20 protein-coding genes and 2 tRNA genes are annotated in these 20,967 nt (G+C 44.4%); 5 read left to right on the top strand and 17 right to left on the bottom strand.

Annotation, left to right across the window (positions count from 1 at the left end; genetic code table 11):
- Positions 1–50: 50 nt before the first annotated feature.
- The 7 genes from hemB to tatA are packed head-to-tail and all read right to left on the bottom strand — an operon-like array spanning position 51 to position 5,596.
- Complete coding sequence (gene hemB, locus ACM0P2_RS02190; RefSeq protein ID WP_159119711.1) at positions 51–1,049, bottom strand: porphobilinogen synthase; 999 nt, start codon at positions 1,047–1,049, stop codon at positions 51–53.
- Positions 1,046–2,944: a sensor domain-containing diguanylate cyclase gene (locus ACM0P2_RS02185; protein ID WP_159119710.1), complete on the bottom strand. Its 1,899-nt coding sequence runs from the start codon at positions 2,942–2,944 to the stop codon at positions 1,046–1,048. Before ACM0P2_RS02185 ends, hemB begins: the two co-directional genes overlap by 4 nt.
- A gap of 12 nt (positions 2,945–2,956) precedes the next feature.
- Positions 2,957–3,733, bottom strand: coding sequence for a TatD family hydrolase (locus tag ACM0P2_RS02180; protein WP_419227213.1), 777 nt, complete (start codon positions 3,731–3,733; stop codon positions 2,957–2,959).
- Positions 3,734–4,276 (bottom strand): hypothetical protein, encoded by a 543-nt coding sequence (locus tag ACM0P2_RS02175; protein WP_419227212.1) that lies wholly within the window; start codon positions 4,274–4,276, stop codon positions 3,734–3,736. It lies immediately after the preceding gene.
- A gap of 25 nt (positions 4,277–4,301) precedes the next feature.
- Positions 4,302–5,057 (bottom strand): twin-arginine translocase subunit TatC, encoded by a 756-nt coding sequence (gene tatC / locus ACM0P2_RS02170; RefSeq protein WP_105930492.1) that lies wholly within the window; start codon positions 5,055–5,057, stop codon positions 4,302–4,304.
- The gene (gene tatB / locus ACM0P2_RS02165) at positions 5,058–5,357 is read right to left on the bottom strand and encodes a Sec-independent protein translocase protein TatB (protein WP_012517066.1); all 300 of its coding nucleotides are present in this window, start codon (positions 5,355–5,357) and stop codon (positions 5,058–5,060) included. It lies immediately after the preceding gene.
- Positions 5,357–5,596, bottom strand: coding sequence for a Sec-independent protein translocase subunit TatA (tatA, locus tag ACM0P2_RS02160; protein WP_120963418.1), 240 nt, complete (start codon positions 5,594–5,596; stop codon positions 5,357–5,359). Before tatA ends, tatB begins: the two co-directional genes overlap by 1 nt.
- A 182-nt stretch (positions 5,597–5,778) precedes the next feature.
- On the opposite strand from tatA, the gene ACM0P2_RS02155 reads away from it, so the two are divergent.
- Positions 5,779–6,837, top strand: coding sequence for a hypothetical protein (locus tag ACM0P2_RS02155; protein ID WP_419227211.1), 1,059 nt, complete (start codon positions 5,779–5,781; stop codon positions 6,835–6,837).
- Positions 6,838–6,966: 129 nt separating this feature from the next.
- Here ACM0P2_RS02155 and ilvN read toward each other — a convergent pair whose 3' ends face one another.
- The 9 genes from ilvN to orn form a co-directional block, all read right to left on the bottom strand.
- The gene (gene ilvN / locus ACM0P2_RS02150; RefSeq protein WP_105930498.1) at positions 6,967–7,464 is read right to left on the bottom strand and encodes an acetolactate synthase small subunit; all 498 of its coding nucleotides are present in this window, start codon (positions 7,462–7,464) and stop codon (positions 6,967–6,969) included.
- Positions 7,464–9,182, bottom strand: coding sequence for an acetolactate synthase 3 large subunit (locus ACM0P2_RS02145; protein ID WP_159119706.1), 1,719 nt, complete (start codon positions 9,180–9,182; stop codon positions 7,464–7,466). Before ACM0P2_RS02145 ends, ilvN begins: the two co-directional genes overlap by 1 nt.
- Before the next feature lie 268 nt (positions 9,183–9,450).
- The gene (maoP, locus tag ACM0P2_RS02140; protein ID WP_173360165.1) at positions 9,451–9,825 is read right to left on the bottom strand and encodes a DUF413 domain-containing protein; all 375 of its coding nucleotides are present in this window, start codon (positions 9,823–9,825) and stop codon (positions 9,451–9,453) included.
- Between the two features lie 229 nt (positions 9,826–10,054).
- Entirely contained in the window at positions 10,055–10,519 is a 465-nt protein-coding gene (locus ACM0P2_RS02135) for a hotdog fold domain-containing protein (protein ID WP_419227210.1), read from the bottom strand.
- Between the two features lie 228 nt (positions 10,520–10,747).
- Positions 10,748–14,116: a TonB-dependent receptor domain-containing protein gene (locus ACM0P2_RS02130; protein WP_419227209.1), complete on the bottom strand. Its 3,369-nt coding sequence runs from the start codon at positions 14,114–14,116 to the stop codon at positions 10,748–10,750.
- Between the two features lie 539 nt (positions 14,117–14,655).
- A complete protein-coding gene (locus ACM0P2_RS02125; protein ID WP_419227208.1) occupies positions 14,656–15,363 on the bottom strand; it encodes a hypothetical protein in 708 nt (235 codons plus the stop codon).
- 239 nt (positions 15,364–15,602) lie between these two features.
- A tRNA-Gly gene (locus tag ACM0P2_RS02120) sits at positions 15,603–15,678 on the bottom strand.
- Between the two features lie 160 nt (positions 15,679–15,838).
- Positions 15,839–15,914 (bottom strand) — tRNA-Gly (locus ACM0P2_RS02115).
- Between the two features lie 101 nt (positions 15,915–16,015).
- Complete coding sequence (gene orn / locus ACM0P2_RS02110; RefSeq protein ID WP_105930503.1) at positions 16,016–16,561, bottom strand: oligoribonuclease; 546 nt, start codon at positions 16,559–16,561, stop codon at positions 16,016–16,018.
- An 86-nt stretch (positions 16,562–16,647) separates the two neighbouring features.
- Here orn and rsgA point away from each other — a divergent pair, with 86 nt between their 5' ends.
- The 4 genes from rsgA (at position 16,648) to ACM0P2_RS02090 (ending at position 20,462) form a co-directional block, all read left to right on the top strand.
- Positions 16,648–17,691, top strand: coding sequence for a small ribosomal subunit biogenesis GTPase RsgA (gene rsgA, locus ACM0P2_RS02105; RefSeq protein WP_159119700.1), 1,044 nt, complete (start codon positions 16,648–16,650; stop codon positions 17,689–17,691).
- 191 nt (positions 17,692–17,882) lie between these two features.
- The gene (gene asd, locus ACM0P2_RS02100) at positions 17,883–18,860 is read left to right on the top strand and encodes an archaetidylserine decarboxylase (protein WP_419227207.1); all 978 of its coding nucleotides are present in this window, start codon (positions 17,883–17,885) and stop codon (positions 18,858–18,860) included.
- 3 nt (positions 18,861–18,863) lie between these two features.
- Positions 18,864–19,739, top strand: a complete 876-nt coding sequence (locus ACM0P2_RS02095) for a DMT family transporter (protein ID WP_419227206.1) — start codon at positions 18,864–18,866, stop codon at positions 19,737–19,739.
- Positions 19,740–19,772: 33 nt separating this feature from the next.
- Positions 19,773–20,462 (top strand): glycerophosphodiester phosphodiesterase, encoded by a 690-nt coding sequence (locus tag ACM0P2_RS02090; protein ID WP_419227205.1) that lies wholly within the window; start codon positions 19,773–19,775, stop codon positions 20,460–20,462.
- A 67-nt stretch (positions 20,463–20,529) separates the two neighbouring features.
- Here the strand turns inward: ACM0P2_RS02090 and ACM0P2_RS02085 are convergent, their stop codons facing one another.
- Complete coding sequence (locus ACM0P2_RS02085; protein WP_159119696.1) at positions 20,530–20,958, bottom strand: MerC domain-containing protein; 429 nt, start codon at positions 20,956–20,958, stop codon at positions 20,530–20,532.
- Positions 20,959–20,967: the final 9 nt, after the last annotated feature.

Below are 20,967 nucleotides of genomic sequence, written 5' to 3'. Positions count from 1 at the left end.
CCATGCACGCCTTTTCTATCTTTGATATCGTACTTTAAAAATATCTCGTATTATTTAGCAAGCAGTTGCGCTGCTCTGGGTGCAAAGTAGGTTAAAATACCGTCTGCGCCAGCTCGCTTAAACGCAAGTAACGACTCAAGCACCACAGCCTCTTCGTTTAACCAGCCGTTAGCAAATGCAGCTTGATGCATAGCGTACTCGCCGCTAACCTGATAAGCGAAGGTCGGTACTTTAAACTCATCTTTGCACCGGCGAACTACGTCAAGATACGGCATGCCTGGTTTTACCATTACCATGTCTGCACCTTCCTCAATGTCTAGCGCAATTTCGTGCAGCGCTTCATCAGTATTGGCAGGGTCCATTTGATATGTTTTTTTATTGCCGCCTTTTATGTTGGCCGCAGAGCCGACGGCGTCTCTAAACGGGCCATAATACGCTGATGCATATTTAGCCGAGTAAGCCATAATACAGGTATTAAGATGCCCCGCCTCTTCAAGTGCTTTTCGTATACTTCCAATACGACCGTCCATCATATCTGACGGTGCCACAATATCAGCTCCAGCTTCAGCGTGTGATAGCGCCTGTTTGATTAACACATCAACGGTTTCATCATTCATCACATAGCCACTTTCGTCCAAAAGCCCGTCTTGACCATGGGATGTAAACGGATCCAAGGCGATATCTGACATTAGCATAACATCTGGAAATGCCTTTTTGAGCGCCCTCATTGCTTGTTGCGCCAGCCCTTCAGGATTAAATGCTTCACTGGCGCATTCTGTTTTAAGCGTCATTGGCGTTACAGGAAATAGCGCAAGTGTTTTTATTCCCAGCTTTATCCAGTTAGCCGCTTCTTCAACAAGAAGATCAATAGACAGTCGCTCGACGCCTGGCATTGAAGGTACCGCCTCTCGATTTTGACTTCCTGGTAATACAAATACAGGGTAAATAAGGTCGTCTGTGGTTAAGCGATGCTCTGCAACCAGCCCACGCAATGCATCTTTTGCACGAAGTCTACGCATTCTGCGGTGGGGAAAAGAAGAAGATGTCATAGTTTTTCCTGTAATGTTTTATATTCTACTCGATTGCGCCCTGCTGATTTCGCCTCATATAAAAGCTCATCGGCAAACTTAAACAAGCGCTGTGCATGGTCTTCATCCACGATAACAGTGGTCGACAGGCCCGCACTTGCCGTTAATTGAATGCTCTCATTCCCGTACACAAGAGGCGAAGATTCAAGGCCCCGTCGCATACTTTCAGCCACGTGTAGCGCGCCCTCTATACCGGTATTAGGCAGTATAACCGCAAATTCTTCACCCCCAATGCGACACAAGTCATCTGTTGGACGATGGATGTGATTTTGAAACACTCGTGTAACGTGTTTGAGACACTCATCGCCACCGTCATGCCCATATCTATCGTTTATACTTTTGAAGTGATCGACGTCAATAATAATAAGGGAAAGTGGGGTTTGCTCACGACGGCTTCGCCGCCCTTCCGAACGTAGTCGTTTATCAAAATGCCTGCGATTATGTGCCCCCGTTAGTGGGTCAATAGCATTAAGCCTTTCAAGCTCATTATTAGCTTCAGACAGTTCACGTAGCGTGACCTCTAATTCTAACGTGCGCTCTTCAACCTTATATTCGAGATCCTCTTGATGGCGTTTTTGCGCTTCAATCAGGTTTTCTTTGGCGCTATTGGCGTGCTTTTCCTGTTCAAGAGCAAATTGCTGCGCATCGACCAAGTCATCGCGGCTGTGGCTATAGTTAATAGCAAGTATAAGTGCCAAGATCAGTGTTTCTACTGCACCACCGATAATCAGCAAGTTGTTAGACGATATAGGGAGCTGAATGAGGTTCACATTGTCGAGGCTTGCACTTAAGCCGCTCACTAATAAAAAACCCCACGCAATCGTAAAATAACGTGCCACAACTACGCCTTTCAACGCTAACCAAATGCCTAACCACATGATAAATATGACAGTAAAGCTAAGTAATAGTAAGAAGGCTTTTATCATTAAAGAATAAGGAAGAAAGAAGCTGGTTACTATACTTATGCCATAAACCCAGCTCAGTGCTTTTACTATCTTATCAACTTTGCCACTGTAAACGCTTATCGGCAAAAGACTTCGAGTAAACAGCATGGCAAACATAATAGTGGCGTTTGAGAACAATAAAATAGCTTTCGATTGAAACAGGGCACTGCCTGACCACAAATATGCAAACCCATAACCGTGAAGCGTAGCCAGTATTAGCGCTAAGTTAACGATGTAGCCCGAGTAGAACAAAAAGGATACGTTGCTTGTTGTTACCGTAAGAAAGGCGTTACTAACACCCATTGCAACCAAAATTCCAAAGAAAATACCCAGTGCAAGATTTCTACTTGAAGTAAATGAAATGAACTCAGCTTCTTCCCATATCCTAATGGGCAAACGAATAGTGCCTGAAGTTTGAACCCGAATAATAACCCGCTGCGATTGCGCACTCTCGGGAAGCGGAAACAGTGGCTTAACGTGTAAAACAGGTCGGTTATCAAACGGTTCAGCATCCCCGCTAGCATAAGTCACCACCGGCGAGCTACCCAACTGACCAAACACGGCAACATCGAGATGATCTATCAACGGATAATCGATGTGCAGCAAGTAGCGACTTCCCGTACTTTGTGTCGGTGACACTATCATGGAAAACCAGTGCACTTTTGTATCCATTCCCAAATTAATGGGCGACGAGACCGACTGCCACTCATCTAATGATTTCTGGGTTACAGTTCTGAAATTTAACGCCTCACCTTCCGTCTCTTTGAGGTAACTTAGTTGCGAGTACTTTGAATTAGTATTTGTTATTGGGGAAAGGCTTAGTAGAACAGAAATAAAGCCAACAGCAGCAACGATTGTTACAAATATGAGACCCGCATCATATTTGCGCATGGCTTTAAGATTTGTTTGCATATGAACCTAGGGTTAACTGAGAGAAAACAACTCACAAGTATTAGCATAACTGCTAATACGTAACTTTTCAGTGTCTACCTGCAGATATTCTGCTAATTGTTGACCTATATGGGGTAGAAACGCTGGCTCATTGTTGCGTTTTCTTGGTCGTAAAGTTTTTGGAAAAAGGTATGGTGCGTCAGTTTCTAAAACAAGACGGTTCAAAGGTATATGCTTTACCGCGCCCCGCAGTTCTTCACCGCGCTTTTCATCACATACCCAGCCGGTAACGCCAATATAAAGGCCCAAAGCTAAGTATTGCTTTAATTGTTCAGTGCTGCCGGTGAAGCAGTGTGCGATACCGCCTTTTATATTCGGCATGTACCGATTTAAAAGTGACAACTGCTCACTGAACGCGTCCCTTTCGTGCAAATACACAGGTAAATTGACATCGGCGGCTATTTTTAATTGCTCTTCGAAGACATCACGCTGTAAGGACTGGGGTGAAAAGTTTCGATTAAAATCCAGTCCACACTCACCTATAGCAACGCACCCTTCTTGCTGCGCTAGTTCGCGTAAAAGAGGGTAGTCTTTCTCGGACACGTCTTTAGCGTTATGAGGGTGCACGCCAATGGTATAACAGCACTCATTCGGATATTGGTTGTAAAGCGCAATAGCGCTCTCCCACTCTTTTGGATGGGTAGTTATAATGCACAGCTTATCGACACCAGCATCCTTAGCACGCTGAATAACCTCGTCAGCGTCAAATCGCCTGTCTAGCAAATTGACGCCACCATCAAACCAAGACATTTACTTAACGCGCTTCACTTTCATACGTTTATTTAGGTCTTCTACACTCAGGAAGAAAGCACCTAATAGACCGCGTTCAATAGAAACCACCTGACCTTCCTCAAGCTTCATGTAGGTATCATCAGTCTGCTGCCATTGAGAACCATCACTGAAAGTAATGACGTACTTATCGCGGAGGTTTTTCTTAAATGAATCGATGGTTACCGCTATCTCAGACGCTTCTTTTGTTAAATCGCGTTTATGCTCTAAACCAAATTCACTTTTCGGTTTAGCTGGCGCGCTTGGCATTTGCGTCGATGGCACTGGGCGAGAACTCGCGACATTGCCATTAGCCCCTTTATACGCTTGAAGCTGATTAACTTGCGCATCAACACCATCGTACTGGTTCAATGATTTAGCCACTTTGTCATAACACATCAAACGCTTTAAGCTGTTATCTGTATTCCGGCATTTCTCCATAGCATCGCCTATCGATTCGGCCGATACGTTAAACGCGCTAAAAGCACATAGCAAAGTGGCAACAGAAAGCAGTCGAGTTTTCATTTTTATTCCTTTCTTTTTATAACTTTTATGTGTTGTCAGTGGTTTCAGAAGGCGTCTCATCGCTGGGTTTCTTACCTGCATAGAACCCACCTACAATAACGCCAACCTCAAACAGTAACCACATTGGAATGGCTAGCAGCGTTTGAGAGATAATATCTGGTGGAGTAAGCAACATGCCAACCACAAAAGCCCCTACCACTACATACGGACGTTTAGCACGCAGTGATTTAGCGTCGGTGACCCCAGTCCAACACATTAAAATAATAGCGATTGGTATCTCGAATGAGACCCCAAATGCGAAAAACAGTTTCAATACGAAGTTTAAATAGCTGGAGATGTCTGTACTTACTGTAACTCCTTCGGGCGCGACACTGGTAAAAAATGCAAACGCGATGGGGAATACTACGAAATACGCAAAAGCCATACCTGCGTAGAAAAGTAATGTACTTGAAAGTAGTAACGGCGCTACTAGGCGTTTCTCGTTTCGATATAGACCGGGTGCTACAAACCCCCACACCTGATAGAGAACGTAGGGTATGGCAATGAAAAATGACAAAACCAACGTAAGTTTGAAAGGTGCGAAGAAAGGAGACGCAACGTCGGTTGCAATCATACTCGAATTTTCGGGCAGCGCCTCAAGCAGCGGCATAGCTAAAATCTGATACAGATCTTGCGCAAAAGCAGCTAGACAAAGAAACACAATGAGTACACTCAAAAGCGCTTTGAGAATACGACTGCGCAGTTCAATTAAATGAGAAATTAGGTTGTTAGCGTCAGACATCTATTGCTTTTTGTAAGGTTCTTGAACCGACTCTGCAGCTTTTTTAAGCTCATCGACACTTTGTTCAAGTTCAGGTGAAAGATCTTTAAGCCCTTGTTGCTCGGCTTTTTTCAAGTTTTCATGCAGTTCATGCACGCGCAGCTGATGCTCAACTTCTTGCTTAAAGCCTGTTGCAACATTTCGTACACTACGAATTGTATTGATAGTAGAGCGCATGGCACCCGGCAGTCTCTCTGGCCCCAAAATAAGAAGGGCCAACACGCCAACAACCAATAGCTCCCAAAAGCCAATATCAAACATTAGGATTTTTCTTTAACGTCGCTCTTTGTCTGCGTTGTAACAGGCTCTGAGGCTGACTTTTCTTCAACTTGCTTCTTTTGCTCAAAGTCCGCGTCTTTCTCTTCTTCGCTGACCGCTTTTTTGAAACCTTTGATTGCGCCGCCTAGATCAGTACCAATGCCTTTTAGTCGCTTTGTACCAAACAAAAGCACTACGATAACCAGTATGATCAGCAACTGCCAAATACTAATACCACCCATATAATTTATCTCCCTAACAACGATTGATACAGTATGCCACTGCACGCCAATGCTTTCACCTGAATATTTACGCCGATGAATAAAGATTGACGTTTTGTCTACGACAATTCATGCTCTGTGTATACTGAACACGAATAGTAAAACATTCAACTATTCTAATTTTTACAAGGAGTTAGTGAGCAATGCTTTGTCTTACTGTGGTCTATTGCCATTTGATGCTTACTGCCCCTTTCACTACCGTTCCTACCGACAGTACGGTGAAAGCCACTGCAAATGCGACCAGTGTGCATGAAGCCTATAGCCATGTTGATGCGCCTCCTCAGAATGCAGCCTTTCAGAACCTTGATGAGGATAGCGTATTGCATGCTTCACCACTTGAACACGACGAAGCATGGTTTGACATTTGGCAGCGCAGTTTCACAGACACCATGGACTTCACCGTAAAGCAGATTGATGGCTTGTTTGAAAATTCTGACGCACTTGGCGCTTCAAAGAGAAAAGAGGCTAGAGCCGAGGGTCGAGTTCAGTTAGCGTGGGAGCCAAGAAGTGGAATGCTGTCAGACACAGATTTACGCTTTCGCATTCGTGTGCGACTACCGGCATTAAAGGAGCGCGTCGATTTACTGTTGAGCGACAACGAAGACGAGACACAAACCAATACCATCCGTGCAGCCCGAGAAACGGGGAATAATAATAGAGATAGAACGACAATCGCCCTTCGCTTTCGCCCCGACCAAGACTCTCACTACTCGTTTCGAATTGGCGCAGGCCGCCGCGATCAGCTCTACGGTATGGCCAGATACAGAGATGCTTTCGCTTTTTCTAAACAATGGGCCATGCTTTATGACGCAGAACTTTACTACTACACCCGCGACCGCCTAGGGGCTGAATTCGGCGCAGCATTCCAATACGAAATAAACAAAAAACACTTAGTGCGGCAAAACAATCGGTTTTACTTTCGCGATGAAACTGATGATTGGCTGTGGCGACACGAAGTCCATCATTTGTTTTCAGTAGATAAGCATAACGCAATTATTCCTCACATAATGGTGGAAGGGTTAAGTCAGCCTAATTATCGAGTAGAAGAAGTCTATGCTGGTTTCAGATGGAGAAATAACACGCTTCGCGATTGGCTATTTTTTGAAGTGGAACCTTTCGTATTGTGGCTACGCGAAGAAGATTTTAAAACCTCATATGGGGCAGCACTGCGGGTAGAGGCCTATTATGGGAACAGCAATTAAATTAGAGCGTTAGCCAGCTGCCCCTTGATTTTATAACCTTGTTATAGCGAAATTCTTTAATATCATGCAAATAAAAAAGGCTGTTTATGAAACAGCCTTTCTCATCATTCGTACTTGGTAAGGAAGCCCCTATGGACGAAGTGCCCTATCACCACGTGCAAGACCACATACACCAGTGCGCGACGACTCGATAATCTCCGCACATTGACCCATCGTTGTAGCAAATGCATCGAGCTTATCTGTGGTACCTGTAATTTCAATGGTGTAATTGTTTACGTTCACATCCACAATACGCGCACGGAAGATATCTGCGTTTCGCTTAACTTCAGCACGTACTGACTCAGTACGCGTTGCAACCTTAATAAGCATCAGCTCACGTTCAATGTGTGTACCTTCAGTTAGGTCCACCACTTTAAGCACGTCAATAAGCTTATTTACTTGCTTAGTAATCTGCTCGATAACTTTATCATCGCCATGAGTGATGATCGTAAGACGCGAAAGACTCGCATCGTCGGTTGGTGCTACACACAGTGAGTCGACGTTGTACCCACGTTGTGAAAATACACCAACGATACGAGATAGTGCGCCAGGGGCGTTTTCCATTAATACTGAGATAATACGTTTCATCAGGTTCGCTCCGTCTTGCTTAAGCGCATGTCATCCATTGCGCCAAACTTAATTTGCATTGGATATACGTGTTCGTTTTGGTCTACTGCTATGTCCATAAACACTAAGCGATCTGTGTAGCTGAAACATTTCTCCATTGCTGCGTCTAGCTCATCGAGCTTGTCTACTTTAATGCCCACATGTCCGTAAGCTTCTGCCAACTTCACAAAGTCAGGCATTGAATCCATATATGAATGTGAATGGCGCCCTTTGTAAATCATATCCTGCCATTGTCTCACCATACCTAGAGCGCGGTTGTTCAATGAGATGATCTTGATGGGCAAGTTATACTGCAAACAGGTAGATAACTCTTGTATATTCATTTGAATACTGCCATCACCTGTGACTACTACAGACGTTGAAGTCGGATGCGCGAACTGAACGCCCATTGCAGCCGGTAAACCAAAGCCCATGGTGCCTAAGCCACCTGAGTTAATCCACTGACGCGGCTTATCGTAAGGGTAATAAAGCGCAGCAAACATCTGGTGCTGACCCACGTCAGAGCTTACATAAGCTTTACCGTCTGTATGCTTATACAAGGCTTCGATAACGCGCTGAGGTTTAATTACCTCTTCACCTTGGTTGTAATTTAAGCACTGACGAGAACGCCAGGTCTCAATTTGCTGCCACCAGTCGGCCAGCTTTTCGCTTTGACCTGATAAATCTTTTTTATTTACCTGACTGAGAATCTGGTCAAGAACCTTATCAACCGAGCCTACCACTGGTATATGCGCGTTGACAGTTTTAGAGATTGAGGCAGGGTCGATATCAACGTGGATAATATCTGCATGAGGGCAGAATTTATCTACATTATTGGTAACACGATCATCAAAACGTGCACCTAATGCAATAATACAATCGGCATTATGCATGGTTTTGTTCGCTTCAAGCGTACCGTGCATACCTAGCATGCCGATAAACTGCTTATGTGTGCCAGGCATGGCGCCAAGGCCCATCAATGTGCAGGTAACAGGGGCGTTTAACTTCTCAGCTAACTCAATAACTTTTGCTGACGCATCGCAGGCTACTGCTCCACCGCCAACATACAGTACAGGGCGCTCCGCTTTAAGTAACGACTCAACCGCTTTTTTAACCTGCTTAGGATGGCCTTTTTCAGTTGGGTTATAAGAGCGCATTGTCACGTCTGTTGGGAACACATACGGGTGCTCTTCGGCCACATTCACAATATCTTTTGGCAAGTCGACTACCACTGGGCCTGGACGCCCTGTGTTAGCGATATAGTAAGCTTTAGCAATCGCTTCTGGAATATCCACCGCGCGCTTTACCAAAAAGCTGTGTTTAACGATAGGGCGTGAGCACCCTACCATATCAGTTTCTTGGAATGCGTCTTCACCAATGTGCTTTGAAGGCACCTGCCCCGATAGAATAACCATCGGAATAGAGTCCATGTATGCGGTTGCAATACCGGTGATGGTATTCGTTGCGCCTGGACCTGATGTGACGAGCACTGTGCCGGTTTTGCCAGTTGAACGTGCGTAACCATCCGCCATGTGGGCGGCTGCCTGTTCATGACGTACGAGGACGTGTTTGACATCATCTTGCGCAAATAACGCATCATAAATGTCTAGTACGGCACCGCCTGGGTAACCGAACACGTGTGTCACTCCTACATCTTTTAGCGCTTCAACCACCATGGCTGCGCCCGACATCATTTTCACAGTGCTTTCTCCTGTAATGGGTTGGGGGGTTTGTCAGCGTACGTTGACGATGCCCCGACTATAACTAAGGTAATAGGAAGATAAAACACTAAATTCAGCAAAAGTGAGATATATATCCCAATAATCACAATAATTAGGATAAATATTTCGATGCTATGGATATTTTCACGAAAAGTAGGATATATATTTACACAAAATTAACACCAAAAGAAAAAACTAGGCTTCTTATTTTTCTGTGTAGACGGTTGGAATGAATAAACACAACCACTTAATCATCAAGGTCGATATCAAGGTCGCTGTTATCGCTTATGTCATCGTCATCAACATCGTCGACAGCAGGCTTTTTAGAACCATATATACTCGCCGTCTTCGGTCTGTTAATACGCGCTTGGTATTTTAACCACGCTTTTTCTTGTGGAGTGCCGGGCTCGCGATGTCCCAGTGCCGACTCCAAGTACGCTTGTTCTTCATCGTTCTCTGGCGTTATCTTTCCATCCACCAGTGCCGCAAACAAGCTTCCGTAGGTTTGAAGCAGTTTACTTTCATTTATGGAAAAGTCGCCAGAGCGGGCGAAACCATAAGGATAGTGTTTCTTATCTGCAAAGGGTTTTCTGGTAACTTGCTCTTTTGTGATCACAGACATCTTAACCTCTTTAATCGTGGAAACCCGAAATGATTGCTCAGAACATTGCCACAAAAATAGTTGGATGAAATAAACTACCGATTTAGCGCCTTAATCTTTTACACCAATATTCTTAGTTGGGTTTCGTTTTCCTGTCAAACTCTAAACGTCCTGTCGTAAAAACTTAATAATTCCCTTTGAGTCATTATAAAAAAGGGCCGCAAATGCGGCCCTTGTAAGAGTTTAAAACCTATTCGCGCTTTTCACTTACCCAAACGGTAATCGTGCCATCGACAACCACAGTACCTGACGCGTTGTACGCTTTTACTGCAATAGGTAGATCACCCGGTTTCCAAGCATCCGCAGGCACTTCAGCAACGCAGCGAATATCAGAGTCTGCTTTTGCTGGATATCTCACTTCCATACCTTTGGGGATCCACCTGAGGTTCTTGGGAATTGAGGCTTCGCACATGAACCCCATGGCCATTTCTAACCCGTTGCAAATAGCAATAACGTGAACCGTGCCTATATGATTTTCTACCCCTTTGCGTTTTTTGATGAGTACTTCACAGTAATTTGGTTTAATGTCTGTAATAAGTGGAGAAACAGTTGAAAAATATGGCGCTCTGCGCGCTGAGTACCAGCTAAAAAGCTTTTTGCCAAAGGGCAGTTTTAGAAATTTGTTGTAGGTATTGAGTACGTAATTCTTTGACATTGTTATCTTGCCACTTCATGTATGGTGAGAACAGTGGCCAATAAACTCATGCGCTTTTCTAGAACAATTCTCTAGTGCATATGCATCTGGTTTGACCAGCTTGAAGATTAACAAAATAATCGCATGTTACTTCTGTTGCAATAACCTTTTTGATAAAAATTAATTTACCTTGTGACAAATGTAAAAAAAGCAGCTCATAAGAGCTGCTTTAACGGTACTGATAACAGCTTAGTTAAGCTGCATGTCAAACCCTATGAAGTAAAACCTTCCACGGGCACTCGCCGGATAAGCAAAGTTCGTCAAGAAAGGTTCTTCGTTGGTAATGTTTTTAATACCACCGTACATTTTAACTGTGTCGGTAAGTACATAGGAGAAGTTAATATCGTGCTGGAAAAATTCATCCATTACGACAGAGTCATCGTAATCACCGCGTTCATACTCTTCGATTTCAACAAATGCAACTAACTGCTCATCCATGTACTGAGTTTGCCAACCGATTTGCAGATCCTGCCACTTCCACGTCACGGTAAAGTTGCCAGCCCATTCAGGGCGATTTACTTCACCAAGCTCTGGGTTAACTTCGGTAAGATCATTCGGGTTAGTAAACTGGTCAATCTCGTTCACCTTGGTTCCAGAGATTTTGGTTAAAAACGTATGGTCATCAATTTCAAAGTCATAGCCAACACTGAAATCAACACCTGATGTTTCTAAGCGAGCAAAGTTAACCTGTGTTGAACGCAAGAAGTTAAGGCCGCCGAACTGTGGTGAATTTGCATCGGTATTACGGGTAAACAAAGAGCAGAAATTTTCGTTTAAGTTTTCACCGATATAGCATCCATTAACAATATCATTAGAGCTAACCGAACTGATTGCTGACTCAATTTCGATGCTCCAGTAGTCAGCGGTCACTGACAGGCCTTCCAACCAGCTTGCCTGATATACGAAGCCCACTGTTGTCGTGTCGGCTGTTTCCTCTTGCAATTCTGCGTTACCACCAGTAACACCAGGGAATGCAGCAGATAGTGGGTCAGTGTAAACATACTCACCTGCGTCGTTGAACGGGTTGTAACCGATTGACTGGAAATCTGCTACACAGTTGGCTTGTATCTGATCAGCCGCAGCAGGATCATTACCGCGGATACCCGCAATCACGCTGGCATTACACGGGTCAGTAGGACGGAATGTTGTACCCACTTCAGGACCGAAAAGCTCTGTAATGTTTGGCGCACGAACAGCTTGAGACTGCGACAAACGAATCATAAGATCTTCGTGAGGCGCATACATTAAGTTTGCACGCCATGTCGTTGTGTCGCCAATAGTAGAGTAATCAGAATAGCGCGCAGCCAAATCTAACGTAAGTTCTTCAGCAAGCATCTCACCTTCAATTAGAGGAATAGAGACTTCAACAAATACTTCACTTACATCAAAGTCACCGGTTTCATTTGCCGTTTTAATAGACGGCTGGAATACCAGTGAGTTATTAGACGAATAGTCAGAGATAAATGTTCCAGCTTGGTACTGTGAACCCTCAGGAATAATACCAAGTTGCCAATTATCGAAGGTCGCTTCTGATTTTTCTTTTCTATACTCCCCACCTAGAGCAAAGAATATCGGACCATACGGAAGCTCAAAGTAGTCAGATGAATCACCAGATAGTGAACCACTCACCACGAACTGTTCGATGGTAGTTTTACTACGGCTGTCTTGCGTTACCCAATCAACCGCTTCTTGAGAAATTCCGCCTGCGCCAGCCCAAATATTTAGAGGTACACAGCTGCCGTCACCTGGAGTAAACGAAAAGTAACCTGGGTCATATACTGGGATATTAAATGCGGTGGTAACCTGAGGGGTATCTGCGTCTAAGTTCACACGACAGGTTGCCTCTCCCGTTGCAGGGTCTGTTACCGCGTCGATTGCAGAGAAGAAACGGTCTACTACAACAATATTTTCTGTACCTTCTTGCTCAAACTCGAATCTTCCGTAATTTAACGCAAGGTTATACTGCCAGTCGTTCTCTAGGAAGCCTTCTAGCCCAATAACACCACGAAGGGTTCTACGCTCGTTCTCGATTTTACCTTGACCAATGCCAATAGGATCAGCCGTAATGGCAACACCACCTATTTCGTTCGCTAACGGCTGAATGAAAGAAGGCAAGTAAGGGTTATCTGCTGCACCAAATAACAGGTCCCAGTATGAAGAGGGCTGGCTTTCATTTTCTGTTGTCTGAACAACGTACTTAAACTCACCAAACACGGTGCTTGTATCAGTAAGGTCGTAATGGCCTAACAGGTTTAACGCAATTTTGTCGTTTGGCGTAATTAGATAGCCACGCTGTTGCTGTATGGTGTTGAATGAATCACCGCCAAAGCCTTCAAAGTTTCCTGACACTAAACCATCTTGAATAGGTCTGTAAGAACCATCTTCTAACACGTTCCAGCAACCACCTAGTGCGCCAAATGATGCGGCGCCAAACGAACTGTTATATCCAGAGAACGAGTCCAGACAGTCTGGCGTACCGTTACCATCAAGGTCGATATTAGTTGCAGGATCAAACCCCTCAAACGTATAAGGGTTACCCGGTATGATGTAGCCATAACCTGAAGTGAACGGGAAAGTGCGATAAGGAAGAACAGCGCGAGGGTTTGCTGTCGCCGCGCGGTTAAACAGGGCTAGTTCTTCTGAAGTTAAATTCGGTTGGGTTCCAAAAGTATCTACGTAGTTTTGAATGAACGCATCCTGAGATGGAATGCTTAAACCGAAATTGAATAGGCCGGTGTTGTCGTAGTTATAGTATTGCGCCAAGTTTGGTGTACTAGCACCAATATCGCCTTGTTGGAATCGCAAAGCGGGGTTAGTCCAATCTCGCGCAGAGCCAATGATCAAACCATTGTCTCTTTCACTTACTCGCACACCTTCATCGTTTTGATACTCAATATTTATTGCAAAATTACCTCTGTCGTTGTCAAAGTTTTCACCATACAACGCAGACATACTAATTTGCTCACCATCGCCTTCAGACGAAATGCCCGTATTTACATCAAATTCAAAACCTTCATAGTCATCTTGCAAAATGAAGTTAACTACACCAGTTACCGCATCGGCACCATAAACGGCAGACGCACCACCGGTAAGCACTTCTACAGACTTAATCAGTTTTACGGGGATTGAACCCACATCTACCGCTGCAGAACCTGCAACACCGCCCACATGACGACGACCATTTACTAGCGTTAAGGTACGGTTTGAACCTAAACCACGCAGGTTAAGGATATTCGCACCGTCTGCAAAACCTGAGTCGATAGAGCTTTCCGCTGTGGTTGATGAAAACAGCGCAGGGATGTCGTTGATTACATCAGTTACGGAAAACTCGCCTGATAGCTGAATATCTTCTTCTGATATAGCCTGAACAGGTGAAGGAGATGCCAGGTTAGGATCTCGTGCTATACGAGAGCCTGTGACCACTACTTTTTCAACATCCTTTTCGTCAATAGCGGCTTCTTCCTGAGCCTGAACTGCAGTTGCACTTAATGCCAGTGCAGATGCTACTGCACACGCAAGTACAGTAAGCTTGTTTTGCTTTGATGAATCAAAAGCCATGTGTGTTTCTCCAAATATACTTTTTCGTTCCAGAACGCTCTTTCTGGCGCTTATTAAGGAGTCTAAAAGCGATGGTTATTTTTTATATGTCTGAGATATGCGTTTTACATAGTCTTTTTAGTTGCCACACTATGCTTAGCAAACCGTGTGGGTTTGCAAACTATGTGCCTACCAAAAGGCGAGTAGCTAGCTAATTTACCGCCAAAAAACGGCGCATTATGCATATTTACCCACTAAAATCTATTTAATATTCAAATTGATTTATTAACCCCCTACCAAACGCACATTTATTGTGCAAAAGAGCCAATAAAATTTAGATTTATCGAGAATTGGCCTGAAATCAAGGCGATTGCGCACCAAATGAGTGCGCACCGGGATGAATAAGGATTCATGAGAGTGCGTAAGTGCAGGTAGAATCAGTGCTAAAGCGCGATATAACAAAAAACTTATACTTTAGTATAGTTTTGGAAAAAGCAGCTATTGTAGTTTGTTTAAATACCTATCAATGTGCATTTGAAAACTTCTGTGATCTCGACACTTCACCGTTCCCTGAACTGATCTCGTTGTGTCAGCCGCGAGCGCGGGAAATCACGATTATCAATTGTTACGCCCTTATTTTTACTAAGGGCGCTAAATAGCTTTCCTTTTAAAGTGCTGCAATCTACAACAATTTCTAAGCTTTCCATGTAATCATCATCCTCTATTCTACGATTGTGAAAGTTGTTCACTTCACTGCCTCCTAATTTTCTACTAAGCGGTTGCTCAGGAATATCATGTAAACGCTGCCTGTTAAGTTTATTGATATAAGCTTCTGAAGTTTCGAGAATATTCGGCATAGCCTCTTCAGAGACTTCTGATCCTACGTTTTTTTTGTGCAAGGGTTTGACGTTTATTTTGTCGCTATATGAAGAGGCGTTATGTGGTTTTTCAGCATCCTGCACATCGACGTCATTTGCTGTATTAGTGAGCACCTTTTGCTCTAGCGAAAGCTGACTTTCACGCTTTTTAGGGAAACCTTTTAGTTTTAAAAACTTGTTTGGCTGCAGTAGTACCGCCTCTAGAATGCGTAGTTGGGGCCCCTGATGACTAATAGATTTAGTTTTTGTACCTATTGCTAACGCAAGCAATAGCAACCCATTGATTACGAAAGAGAGAAAAAGTGCTCGAAGAGTAGAATTGTTCGGTGAACTTGTTTGGGTGAAAAAGCGCCCCTGGTGTTCTACGTTATAAACCCTTAGCTCTTTCATCAATGCATCCGTTCATAAAAGCATGTAGCAATTGAGCATTAATCGAACAGAAAGTTCAGATAACTTTGGTGTAGAAAATAATGTTAATTATCAAATGTAATTGATGAGGTATGAAAGTGTGGAGCGGGAAACAGATTTGAACTCGTTGCGAAGCAATGGCCGACACTCGGTCGCGGGCCCATCAAGGGGTCGCACCAATACATCTGTAAATGTTTAGATTTTCGTGATGTTTGAAAATTTGGAGCGGGAAACGAGATTCGAACTCGCGACCCCGACCTTGGCAAGGTCGTGCTCTACCAACTGAGCTATTCCCGCATAGAGTCGATGCTTTGCATCTTTTAGATACTTACCGAACGTAAGTGAATTTGGAGCGGGAAACGAGATTCGCCAATTGGCCGACACTCGGTCGCGGGCCCACATGGGGTCGCGCTTTTCACGCCCACTGAAAGTAAATTTTACTATCAGCTTTAAAATTTGGAGCGGGAAACGAGATTCGAACTCGCGACCCCGACCTTGGCAAGGTCGTGCTCTACCAACTGAGCTATTCCCGCAACAAAAGAGGTACTTCGTTTGAAGTGGTGCGCATTTTACAAAAATTTTGGGGTAACGCAACCTTTAATTCTACTTTTTTTGTACCTCTTGGTCTGAATGCTTAAATCGTAAACACTTTCTCACGATAATAGCGCATTTCTTCAATAGACTCGCGAATATCATCGAGTGCCAAATGCACACCTTTCTTTTCGAACCCATCTAAAATCTCAGGTTTCCAGCGGCGGGTTAACTCTTTTATTGTGCTGACATCGATACTTCGATAATGGAAATAATCTTCAAGCTCTGGCATATACTTCACTAAAAAGCGTCTGTCCTGACCTATCGTGTTACCGCAAAGAGGTGATTTTCCTGCATCAACCCATTGCTCTAGAAATGCGATTGTTTGCTTGGCGGCTTCTTCCACACTAATTTTACTTTCTCGACAGCGCGCAGTTAACCCGCTTTCACCATGCACTCGTGTACACCATTCATCCATGTTGTCGAGCACGTCATCACTTTGGTGCACGGCTATCACTGGTCCTTCAGCCAAAATATTTAGCTGCGCATCAGTGACAATGGTAGCAATTTCCATCACCACACACGTTTCAGGGTCTAACCCAGTCATTTCCATGTCTATCCAAACAAGGTTACTGTCGTGTTTACTCATTACTTTCCTCATTGCGCTACAGGCATGGCAACCATGCCCTACAAACGGTATTATTGTCATAGTATACGTCAAACTAGAAAAGAATCGTGGCGAAAAAACCAAAACTTACACAACGACAGAAACGACAAGTAGCTGCAAATAGAAGCAAGCGCTTACAAGAGAAGCGCGGCACAAAAGGCGCTGCTAGCTTTGATGAAAGCACGTTAGAGAGCGGCACAGTAATTGGCCGTTTTGGTAAACATGCAGATGTTGAAGATAATGATGGCGCAGTTTCTCGATGCCATATTCGACGTACCGTAGACTCAGTGGTGTGCGGCGATAAAGTATTTTTCAGCAAAGGAGACGATGCCGAGTCAGGTGTAAGTGGCGTTATTGAAATTGTAAAAGACAGACACTCGGTTCTTACTCGCCCCGATTATTATGATGGCATAAAGCCTATAGCGGCGAATATAGACCGCATCATTGTGGTGAGCGCAATCTTACCAACCCTTTCCCTCAATATTATTGACCGCTATCTTGTGGCGTGCGAGGACATTGGCATCACGCCACTAATCGTACTTAATAAAGTTGAACTTCTGAGCGAAGAAGAGCGAGCAGAAGTGAATGAACAGCTCAAAACTTATGAAAAGCTAGGTTACGAGGTGCTATTTACTAGTTGTAAAACCGGTGAGGGTATCAGCAAACTTAATGAATACCTGAACGATAGCATTAGTGTTTTTGTAGGTCAGTCGGGGGTTGGTAAGTCGAGCCTTATTAATCAGGTTCTACCAGACGCCGATGAATTGACCGGTGATATTTCGGATAACTCTGGTCTTGGACAACACACCACCACCGCGGCTAAATTACTTCACTTACCTGCTGGCGGCGATTTAATTGATTCACCCGGCGTGCGGGAATTTGGCTTGTGGCATATTCCTACCGAGCGCATCACATGGGGCTTTATTGAATTTAGAGATTACCTAGGCGGCTGTAAATTTAGAGACTGTAAGCACTTGAATGACCCAGGCTGCCTATTAAGAGAGGCCGTTGAAGACGGTAAAATTAGCGCTGAGCGCTTTGACAGCTATCACCGAATATTAACGACCATGGAAGAGCAGCGGCCTAGTCATAGTCTGCCTCCAGGCTCGTAGTCGGCTTTTAGCATGCCATCCGTCTGGTTTCGCTGAATCAAGGTGGAACCTATTTTCACTATGAACCACGTGCTTATGCTTTTGCGTAAGCACTCATAACCCTAAAGTTGCTTTAAATACTACGACTTACTATACAATAGCGCTATCTATGCAGTGCGACATTACCTGCATAAAAGAAACGGAGATATTTTGTGTTAGATTGGCTTAAAGTTAATTTGCAATATGTAACCCCCAAGCACTTGCTTTCACGCCTAGTGGGCAAGCTTGCCGAAGCAGAAATGGGTAGCGTTACTACCTTTTTTATTAAGCTTTTTATCAAGCAGTATAACGTTGATATGACAGAAGCTCTGCATGAAGAGCCTGAGCATTACCGAAGCTTTAATAAGTTTTTCACTCGCCCACTTAAGCCTGAAGCACGTAGCATTGATGCAAATGACGACGTACTCATCCACGCAGTTGACGGAACAGTGAGCCAGTTTGGTGACATTCATAGCGACAGCATCTTTCAAGCGAAAGGACACGACTTCAGCCTAACCACACTGTTAGGTGGAAAGCCCGATATTGCAGCGCCATTTAAAAACGGTAAGTTCGCGACCATTTATCTTGCGCCGCGCGACTATCACAGAATTCATATGCCTGTTGAAGGCACGCTTACAGATATGCTTTATGTGCCCGGTGAACTCTTCTCGGTAAACCCACTAACTGCGCAAAATATTCCCGGCCTGTTCGCCCGCAATGAACGTGTCGTTGCGCTTTTCGATACGCCTGTGGGAAAAATGGCGATGGTACTTGTTGGCGCAACGATTGTTGCCAGTATTGAGACTGTATGGGCAGGTACTGTTACCCCACCAGCGGGAAAAAACGTTCAACACTGGTCGTATGAAAAAGATAGTGAAGCAGCGGTGAAGCTAGAAAAAGGCGCCGAACTGGGTCGCTTCAAACTAGGGTCTACTATTGTGGTATGCTTCGAAAAAGACATGATTGACTTTGAGGAGCTAGCCTCTGGTATGGTCACCCGTCTTGGTGAGCCTATGGCATTGAAAGCGTCAGCACGCGATGACGAAGTAACAGAACAGCCTCCCCTAGACACAAAAGATAGTGGATCCGTTTTAGACGACTCAGGCAGTGACGCTAAAAAGGAAACGCCATCAGAGGGCGCCGACAGCTAATCTATGGATGCTGTTAAAAAAAGCCTGATATCACTTCATTTCACCGTAATCTTACTTGGTGGTACAGCTCTCTTCTCGAGGGTTGTGCCTCTAAGTGCCAGTGATATAACGCTGGTACGTTCAATATTTGCGTGCATCGCGCTGTTTGCGTTTTTAAAGCTGGCAAATAACAAAATAAAGCTTAATTCGAAAAAAGATTACGGCGTCGCGCTAGGTTTAGGTGTACTTATGGCACTGCACTGGGTGACGTATTTTGCTGCGATGCAGTTTGCTGGGGTGTCCGTGGGCATGATTGCTCTGTTCACGTTTCCGGTAATCACCGTACTTATTGAACCTTTTTTTGAGCGCGTACGTTTGGTATGGCAAGACATCGTATCAACCCTCACCGTCATTGTCGGCGTTTACCTTATTGTGCCAGAAACGTCCCTTGAGAATGATGTGACACTGGGTGTTTTGATTGGCATTGCTTCTGCTATTCTATATTCGTTTAGAAACCTCATTCATCGCAAGCATTTCAAACACTACAGTGGCGCACAGGCTATGGCATGGCAGACGTTAGTTATCAGTGCTTTAATGTTGCCCGTCGGCAGTGAAGCCATTACTTCTGCTTCAGCTAATTCTTGGTTAATGCTGCTATTATTAGGCACGGCGTTTACTGCCCTTCCCCATGCATTAATTGCAGCAAGCCTTCGACATCTTAGAGCGAAAACCTTTTCTCTTATTGCCTGTATGCAGCCGCTTTATGGCGTTTTTCTAGCCATTATTTTATTAAATGAAAAGCCCGGTTGGAGTGCGTTAATTGGCGGTATACTGATCACGTCTGCGTCAATCTACGAAACACTTAACACCCATAAATTGCATAGCGCTAACGACTCGTAACGCTCTGTTTTTAACGCAAGGATCTCTTCGCCTATGTTAATTTTTGCGCACCGTGGAGCCAGTAAGGCGGCACCTGAAAACTCAGTAAAAGCATTTAACCTTGCCTTTGAACAAAATGCAGACGGCATTGAATTCGATACCTATCAGCACGACAGCGGCATTGTGGTGTTTCACGACAGAACGCTGGCACGCAGGGCCCGAGAACCGGGCTATCTGCTGGACACGCAGTGGGAAACGCTAAGGAAAATGGATATTGGTGAAGGCGAACGCATTCCAACCCTTGCGGAAGCCCTTAACTGTGTTGCAGTTAATAAATGGTGCAATATTGAAATAAAGCACTTACAGGATGTTGATGGCTGGGTACATGAAGTTAAAACTGCTGTACAGCAAAGCGACATTGACACTGAAAAATTACTTATTTCTTCATTTAACCATCACTGGTTACAAGCTATTGCATCACGTTGGTCAGACGTAAAGATTGGTGCCTTGTCTGCCAGTTATGAACTAGACTGCACGGCAAGTGCACGCGCTCTACATGCATATTCCGTGAACATAGCTTTAGATGCCGTTGACAAGGAGTTTGTGCAAACAGCGCAGCAAGAGGGTTTTGACGTATTTGTTTACACCGTTGATGAGCCAAGAGATATGTTAATGCTTAAAGCGTGGGGAGTAGCAGGGATATTTACAAACGTACCCGATACCGCTCGCAAAGTATTACTTTAATCCTTGTGCTTTTAAACACAAAAACGAGCCATTGGCTCGTTTTTTTTCTGTCAGCAACCCAGACTACTTATTTAAGTTCGGTGGACAGATGCTCTGAAAAGACGGTGCGCTTGCAGCATTTGCACTGTCTACACAAACGCATATTTACCCAGTGACCCGCTACAATTAACGCCGCACCAATAGCAATGGTAAAGGGCTCGTAGTGATGGCCGAAAATATCTTTGTGCCAGTAGATGGCTCCACCTGTGAAAAGCAGCGCGAGTGGGTAATATTTACCGTGGTAGCGAATAGCGCCGCTAAGCAAAGCAACTGCACCTACGATAAGAGAAAACGTTAAAATTGTTCTTTCAAACCATACTTGCGCAAAAAAGCTTGAACCTATAAGCGGTAGCAGAGGCACCAAAACAGGCAGCGCTAGACAGTGCAGCGCGCACAAACCGGACACCCAGATGCCAAGTTTGTCTAGTTTTGTTGGATTCTCGTCAATTGGAGTCATTACTCTAAT

Source organism: Alteromonas sp. OM2203, from assembly GCF_048517045.1.
Taxonomy (GTDB): Bacteria; Pseudomonadota; Gammaproteobacteria; order Enterobacterales; family Alteromonadaceae; genus Alteromonas; species Alteromonas gracilis.
This window is presented reverse-complemented; position numbering and strand designations above follow the sequence as displayed.

Coding starts and splice junctions, on each gene's coding strand:
- ACM0P2_RS02185 (WP_159119710.1), bottom strand. CDS start 2,944: ATGCAAACAAATCTTAAAGCCATGCGCAAATATGATGCGGGTCTCATA.
- ACM0P2_RS02125 (WP_419227208.1), bottom strand. CDS start 15,363: ATGAAAGAGCTAAGGGTTTATAACGTAGAACACCAGGGGCGCTTTTTC.
- ilvN (WP_105930498.1), bottom strand. CDS start 7,464: ATGAAACGTATTATCTCAGTATTAATGGAAAACGCCCCTGGCGCACTA.
- ACM0P2_RS02130 (WP_419227209.1), bottom strand. CDS start 14,116: ATGGCTTTTGATTCATCAAAGCAAAACAAGCTTACTGTACTTGCGTGT.
- ACM0P2_RS02175 (WP_419227212.1), bottom strand. CDS start 4,276: ATGAAAACTCGACTGCTTTCTGTTGCCACTTTGCTATGTGCTTTTAGC.
- tatC (WP_105930492.1), bottom strand. CDS start 5,057: ATGTCTGACGCTAACAACCTAATTTCTCATTTAATTGAACTGCGCAGT.
- ACM0P2_RS02180 (WP_419227213.1), bottom strand. CDS start 3,733: ATGTCTTGGTTTGATGGTGGCGTCAATTTGCTAGACAGGCGATTTGAC.
- ACM0P2_RS02095 (WP_419227206.1), top strand. CDS start 18,864: ATGGATGCTGTTAAAAAAAGCCTGATATCACTTCATTTCACCGTAATC.
- ACM0P2_RS02135 (WP_419227210.1), bottom strand. CDS start 10,519: ATGTCAAAGAATTACGTACTCAATACCTACAACAAATTTCTAAAACTG.
- ACM0P2_RS02085 (WP_159119696.1), bottom strand. CDS start 20,958: ATGACTCCAATTGACGAGAATCCAACAAAACTAGACAAACTTGGCATC.
- tatA (WP_120963418.1), bottom strand. CDS start 5,596: ATGGGTGGTATTAGTATTTGGCAGTTGCTGATCATACTGGTTATCGTA.
- orn (WP_105930503.1), bottom strand. CDS start 16,561: ATGAGTAAACACGACAGTAACCTTGTTTGGATAGACATGGAAATGACT.
- tatB (WP_012517066.1), bottom strand. CDS start 5,357: ATGTTTGATATTGGCTTTTGGGAGCTATTGGTTGTTGGCGTGTTGGCC.
- ACM0P2_RS02090 (WP_419227205.1), top strand. CDS start 19,773: ATGTTAATTTTTGCGCACCGTGGAGCCAGTAAGGCGGCACCTGAAAAC.
- maoP (WP_173360165.1), bottom strand. CDS start 9,825: ATGTCTGTGATCACAAAAGAGCAAGTTACCAGAAAACCCTTTGCAGAT.
- hemB (WP_159119711.1), bottom strand. CDS start 1,049: ATGACATCTTCTTCTTTTCCCCACCGCAGAATGCGTAGACTTCGTGCA.
- ACM0P2_RS02155 (WP_419227211.1), top strand. CDS start 5,779: ATGCTTTGTCTTACTGTGGTCTATTGCCATTTGATGCTTACTGCCCCT.